Consider the following 6056-nt stretch of genomic DNA (forward strand, 5'->3'; position numbering starts at 1 on the left):
CGTGGGCGGGATTGCCCTTGTGGGAGCGGCCAATGGCCGCGACGCCGTTTCCGGCAAGGCCGCCCGGCCTATCCCTCCGCCCCCGCCGAGAGCCCGGCCGGCCCCTCCGGTCCTTCCTCTCCGGCGTACCCCTCCAGCAGCACCGCCCAGTCTTCGTCCTTGAAGTGGAAGTTCCCCGTCTCCCCGGCCAGCTTGTCCAGGGAGCGCCGCAGGCGCCGGAGGTTGGCCCGCTGCCAGCGACCGGCGGGGCGGCGCAGGCGGCCCCGGTCGAAGTCGAGCAGGTACACGCCGCCGTCCGCGTCCAGGAGGACGTTGTGGGCGTTGAGGTCCGGGTGCTCGGCGCCGGCGTCGTGGAAGCGGCGGATGGTGCGGCCCACCCGCTCCCAGCCGGCGGGGGCCAGGGCCTCGCCCTGGAGGATCTGCCCCAGGGTGCGGCAGCCGGGGAGGCGCGCCGTGGCCAGGTCGCCGCGGTAGGCGGGGCCGGCGCGCACCACCCGTGCCGCCACGGGCCGGGGCACGGGCAGCCCCAGGCGGTAGAGGTGGGCGAGCAGGCGCCACTCGCGCCAGGGGCGGGTGCGCTCCAGGGCGAGGCCGAGGTAGCGGTCCCGGGAGAGGTGCGCGATCCAGCCGCCGCGCCGGTAGTGGCGCAGCACCGCCTGCGTGCCGTCGGCGAGGGCGCGGAAACGGACGGCGCCCCGGCCCGGGTCCCCGGCGCCGACGGCGGGATCGTCCGCCCCCGCGCCCCGCTCGCCGCGGGGCCACAGCTCCTCCTGCGGGTTTTGCAGGGCGGAGGCGTCGTATAGAATGTGCTCGCCGCCTGCTGAGCGGGTCTTCGGCTCCAAGGCGCCTCTCCGTGCTGGCTTCCATCCCCGGCGCGGGGTCGCGGCCCATGGCCGGCGCCAGGGACCGGCCGAACCTCCGCACGGGGATACGAAGCATATCCGGCCTGGCGCCGGTAGGAAAGCGGCCCGGCCGGGCGGCCCCGGCCCCAACCGGACAGGCGACTCCCGGAAGACCCCATGACCAGCCAGCCCGACGCCCCCGCCCCGCCGGATAGCCTCTGCATCCTCCGCCTGTCCGCCATCGGCGACGTGACCCACGTGGTGCCCGTAGTGCGCACCATCCAGCGCCATTGGCCCGGGACCGCCATCACCTGGGTGGTGGGCAAGGTGGAGGCCGGGCTGGTGGGGGACCTGCCCGGGGTGGAGGTGGTGCCCTACGACAAGGGGGGCGGCCTGGGGGCGCTCCGCGACCTGCGCCGCCGCCTGCGGGGCCGGCGCTTCGACGCCCTGCTGCACATGCAGACGGCGCTGCGCGCCAACGTGGCCGCCCTGGGGGTGCGGGCGGACCTGCGCTTGGGCTTTGACCGGGAGCGGGCGCGGGACGGCCACGGGCTGTTCCTCAACCGCCGCGTCGCGCCCAATCCGCGCAGCCACGTCCTGGACGGCTTCTTCGACTTCCTGGAGGCGCTGGGCCTGCACGAGCGGGAGCTGCGCTGGGACCTTCCCGTGCCGGAGGAGGCCCGGGCCTTCGCCGCCGAGCACCTGCCCGGCGACGCCCCGGTGCTGGCCATCAATCCCTGCTCCAGCGTGCGCCCGCGCAACTGGCGCAACTGGCATCCGGAGCGCTACGCGGCGGTGGCCGATCACGCCGTCCGGGAGCACGGCATGCGGGTGGTGCTCACCGGCGGCCCGTCGCCGCAGGAGAAGGCCTACGGGGCGTCGGTGGCGGCGGCCATGGAGCACGATCCCATCGACCTGGTGGGGGAGACCTCCCTGAAGGAGCTCCTGGCCGTGCTGGAGCGCTCCACGGCCCTGGTGGCCCCCGATACCGGGCCGGCCCACATGGGCACCGCCGCGGGGATTCCGGTGATCGGCCTGTTCGGCACCTCCAACCCCCTGCGCACCGGGCCGTACCTCAGCCAGCGGTGGGCGGTGAACCGCTACCCGGAGAACCTGGCCGCTTTCGCCGGCACCAGCCTGGAGGAGGCCCCCTGGGGCCAGCGCGTGCGAAGCCCGGAGGCCATGAGCGCCATCCAGGTGGCCGACGTGACGGACAAGCTGGACGCGGTGATGGCCGAGGCCGCGGAGGCATTGGGCGTGTAGGAGCCCGCTTCAGCGGGCGAACCGCCAATGGCCCCAGCGGCTTGTGGGAGCGGCCAGGGCAGCCGCGACCTGCCGAAGAAGGCGCATCCGTCGCGCCCGCTGGCCGCTCCCACAAAAGCATTCCGGCCCAGAAGGGCCACTGTGGGAGCGGCTACCAGCCGCGACCATGCGGCGGCATCCTCCGGGCCTGCCGGGGTCGCGGTGGCGGACCGCGCCCAAAAAAACGCTCCCGCAATAAACGGGCTGAGCCATCCCGGAAAGCGTGGGGTAGCAAAGAGGGGAATCCAGTCAATGAAGGTAATCTACGTAACCGGCCTGGGCCGCAGCGGCACCACGCTGCTGGACGTGCTGCTCAACGCCCACAGCGGCATGGCCGGGGTGGGGGAGGTGCACAAGCTGCGGGGCTTCGCGCGGCTGCAGCGGTGCAAGAACCCGCAGAGCATCGACCGCATCGGCAACTCCTGCGCCTGCGGGGCCGAGGACATCTGGCAGTGCCCCTTCTGGACCCGGGTGAACGCGGAGCTGGAGGAGCGCTACGGCCGCAGGCTCGATGACCTGGATCTGGAGGCCAGGAACCGGGCCACCTTCCGGCGGGACAACTACGAGCTGTTCGCGGCGGTGGCGGCGGTCAAGGGCGTGGACTACGTGGTGGACTCTTCCAAGCGCGTGAGCCGGCTGCGCCGCCTGCTGAAGCACCCGGACCTGGAGGTCATACCCGTCCACGTGATGCGCAATCCCAAGGGCCGGGCCAATTCCGTGCGGCGGCGCAAGGGGCAGATATTCCGGCCCACCTTCCAGTATTCCTACCGCTCCCTGCGCCTGTTCGCCCTCCTGTTCAAACGCCTCCACATCGTGGTGCGGTATGAAAACCTCGCCAGCGCGCCGGAGGAGGAGATGCGCCGGATCATGAAGCAGATCGGCCTGGAGTTCGAGCCGGCCCAGGTGAACGACTGGGCCAGCCAGGACAACCACAACCTGGCCGGCAACGGCGTGCGTGCGGCGAAAAGTAGCGAGATCGCGCTGCGGGAGACCTGGCGGGAAGACCTGAGCCTTGCCCAGCGGGCCGGGATCGACCTGCTTTCAATCCCGGGGCGGACGCTGAACTGGCTGAAGGAGCTTCGCTGGCGGTGGGCGGGGCACGAGGCGGCCTCCTCCTGAGGCCCATCCGAGCTGGAGGGGTCGCGGCTGGTAGCCGCTCCCAAAGGAGTCCTCGTCCGAGCTAAGCCGCGACTCTCCCCAGCCTAGTCGAAGGTGTATCCCAGGTTGTCGATGTCCTGCCGGAAGTGCTTCTCGATGAGGCCGTAGGAGTAGTCCGTGTAGTAGGTGCGGTAGTCGGTGCGGTTCTTGGCCTGGCGCTTGTGCGGGAGCTCCGGGACCTTGGGCAGGCCGATGCGCCGGCAGGCCTCGTAGTAGTCCTCCACCAGGTTCTCGTAGCGCCCCAGGAAATCCACGATCTGGTTGCCGTTGAAGTCCATGAGCGAATGCCACTGGGGCTCGATGGAGGCGTCCACGATGTAGTGGTAGGGCCGCTCGGGGTCCTCCAGCTTCCAGTGGAGGAAGGAGTCGAAGTCCTCGATCCCCTCCAGCAGGTGGGGCCGCTCGCGGGCGATGTGGTACCAGGAGCTCACCTGCAGGTCCCAGGGGTTGCGCACGAAGGCGAACTTGAACAGGGACTCGAAGACGTCCTTGGGCAGCATCTCCTGGGCGGTGATGGCCTTGGCGTGGCGCGGGATGCGCACCCCGAGCCGGCGCCCGAGGAGGCCGCTGAGCCTGCGGCAGAGGAACTGGGGGTAGTAGAGGGGGTCCCGCCACCGGTAGCCGTCCAGGGCCGTGCGGACGCTGGTGCCGCCGGTCTTGGCGAGGTGGACGAACAGGAAGCGGTAGCGGTAGGAGTACAGCATCGAGGGTCCCCTTGGGACGGTGGATGGGGCCGGTCAGGGCGTGATGCCCAGCACCTCCAGGTAGCGTCGGGCGCTCTCCGCGTCCCGGTAACGGTTTCCCCCGCTGCGCAGGAAGTCGGTCGGCAGCGGATCCTCCAGGGTGGCCGCCATGGCCTCGGACAGGGCCGCCGGATCCCCCACCGGGACCAGGGGGCCGTAGCGGCCGTCCTCCAGGATCTCCCGCGGGCCGCTGGGGCAGTCGGTGGACACCACGGGCGTCCCCAGGGCCAGTGCCTCGGTGAGGGCGTTGGGGGAGCCCTCCCAGGCGGAGGAGAGAACGAACAGGTCGGCCCGGCGCATGTAGGGGTAGGGATTGTCGGTGAAGCCCGGCATGTCCAGGGACTCGGTGATCCCCAGCCGGGCGGCCAGGCCTTCCAGCTCCTCCCGGTCCGGTCCCTCGCCCAGGATCACGAGCCGGGCCGGGCGTTGCTCCCGGAGCCGGGCGAAGGCCTCCAGAAGGGTGGGGAAGTCCTTCTGCCGGTTCAGGCGACCCACCGCGAGGATCCGGGCAGAATCGTCCTCCGTCCTCAGCTCCATCCAGGGATGCTCGGCCTCCTCGGCTGCGCGGTCCTCCAGCGCCGGGGTGACCACCGGATTGGGGAGGACGTGGATGGCGGAGCGGGGTAGGCCCGTGATCCCGGCGGTGTCCTCCGCAACCCCCTCCGAGACGGCAATCACCGCGTCGGCCTTGTGGTAGGCCCGCCGCATGGGGAGGGTGCGCAGCCACCTGCGCACCCGGGACTTGCCTTCCAGGGATTGGGAAAGGTTGTTGCCCAGGCGTACGGCCAGGCAGGAGGGCGCCCCCGCCAGCTTCCGCGCCCGTAGCGCGATCCGGTTGGCCCGGTCCTTGGCCGCCAGCAGGGCATCCGGCCGCTCCCGGCGCAGGTAGCGCGCCAGGCCCGGCAGGCTGGACCAGGTGTGGCGGGCCTCCAGGTCCACCACCCGCACCCCCTCCGGGATGCGGTCGGCGTGGCCGCCGTCCACCCGGGCCCGGACGAGGTCCACCTCCACCCCGAGCCGGGCGATGGCGCCGGCGAGGTTGACCATCATGTGCTCGACGCCGCCGTCCCCGGAGAAGGAGAGGAAGATGGCGACACGTTGGGGCCGGGCCATGGCGCAGCTCGGTACCAATTGGAAAAGGGGAAAAGAAAGCGGAAGTCTACCGGATCGCTATGGGGGCCACAATGCGCCCCCGGCGGCTCATCGGCTAGGGGGCGTACCCGAAGGCGCCCAGGCGTCCGGAATGGGACTGGGCGAGCCGGCTGAGATCCGGAGAGGCCCGGTAGGCGAAGGCCCGCCCCGGATCGAGGTGGGCGGTAAGGGCCTGGAGCCGGTCCCCGTCCAGCTCCAGCCCGCAGAATTCCGCCACTCGGGCGAGCTCCCGGGCCGGCTCCTGGAGGAAGGTCTCGTAGCTCAGGGAGAGGCCCTGATCCCCCAGGCGCTCCATGTGCGCCCGCCCCTGAGTCACGTATTCCTCCCACAGGGCGAGGGCCTCCTCGTTACTGGCCAGGCGCGGGGTGTCCAGGAGGTCCGACTTCTTGGTCACGAACCGGTACAGGAGACGGCGGCGACGGAAACGCTTCCGGGTGCGCTCCAGGGAGCGGGCGCGGCGAACGGTGAGGCTCGCCGCCACGTCCACGCCGTGGCGCTCCATGTGGATCACCCGGGCATCGGGGAAGAGCTCCAGCCACAGCGGCAGGGTGAAGGTGTTCCGCGGGTCCTTCCAGCCCCACAGGGCCGGGGCTCCGGGCAGCAGCCCTCGCGGTCCCCAGTATCCCAGGGCGCGCGGGCCGTTCAGCTGGGTCTCCAGGTACTCCCGGGCCAGCTCGCGGGAAGGGGGATCGTCAAGGAGGTGGCGAATGGGCCCGGGATGCGTCCAGGAGCCCCCGGCCTGGGCCAGCACCCAACGGTTTAGGCGCCGGAAGAAGAGGGCCTCGTCGTTCCGGCCCAGCCGGCGGCCGATATAGACCCCCGCCTCCCGCAGGAGTCCGGCGAGCATGCTGGTGCCCGA

General features: G+C 71.7%; 6 protein-coding genes. 2 read left to right on the top strand and 4 right to left on the bottom strand.

What is annotated here, in order from left to right; genetic code table 11:
* Nucleotides 1–68 precede the first annotated feature (68 nt).
* Nucleotides 69–842 carry a 3-deoxy-D-manno-octulosonic acid kinase gene (locus ACLFRB_RS11280; RefSeq protein ID WP_411069110.1) on the bottom strand — a complete coding sequence of 258 codons (774 nt, stop codon included), beginning with the start codon at nt 840–842 and terminating at the stop codon, nt 69–71.
* A 177-nt stretch (nt 843–1019) separates the two neighbouring features.
* Here ACLFRB_RS11280 and ACLFRB_RS11285 point away from each other — a divergent pair, with 177 nt between their 5' ends.
* Nucleotides 1020–2105, top strand: a complete 1086-nt coding sequence (locus ACLFRB_RS11285; RefSeq protein WP_411069111.1) for a glycosyltransferase family 9 protein — start codon at nt 1020–1022, stop codon at nt 2103–2105.
* Nucleotides 2106–2396: 291 nt separating this feature from the next.
* Nucleotides 2397–3263, top strand: coding sequence for a sulfotransferase family protein (locus ACLFRB_RS11290; protein WP_411069112.1), 867 nt, complete (start codon nt 2397–2399; stop codon nt 3261–3263).
* A gap of 83 nt (nt 3264–3346) precedes the next feature.
* Here the strand turns inward: ACLFRB_RS11290 and ACLFRB_RS11295 are convergent, their stop codons facing one another.
* From ACLFRB_RS11295 to ACLFRB_RS11305, 3 genes are all read right to left on the bottom strand, one after another.
* Nucleotides 3347–4006, bottom strand: coding sequence for a sulfotransferase family 2 domain-containing protein (locus ACLFRB_RS11295; RefSeq protein WP_411069113.1), 660 nt, complete (start codon nt 4004–4006; stop codon nt 3347–3349).
* A gap of 33 nt (nt 4007–4039) precedes the next feature.
* Nucleotides 4040–5158, bottom strand: coding sequence for a glycosyltransferase (locus ACLFRB_RS11300; protein ID WP_411069114.1), 1119 nt, complete (start codon nt 5156–5158; stop codon nt 4040–4042).
* A gap of 94 nt (nt 5159–5252) precedes the next feature.
* Nucleotides 5253–6056: sulfotransferase (locus ACLFRB_RS11305; protein WP_411069115.1), on the bottom strand; the 804-nt coding region annotated here is incomplete at its 5' end.

Origin of the sequence: Thiohalorhabdus sp., from assembly GCF_046545655.1 — a bacterium.
In the GTDB taxonomy this organism is placed as follows: domain Bacteria; phylum Pseudomonadota; class Gammaproteobacteria; order Thiohalorhabdales; family Thiohalorhabdaceae; genus Thiohalorhabdus.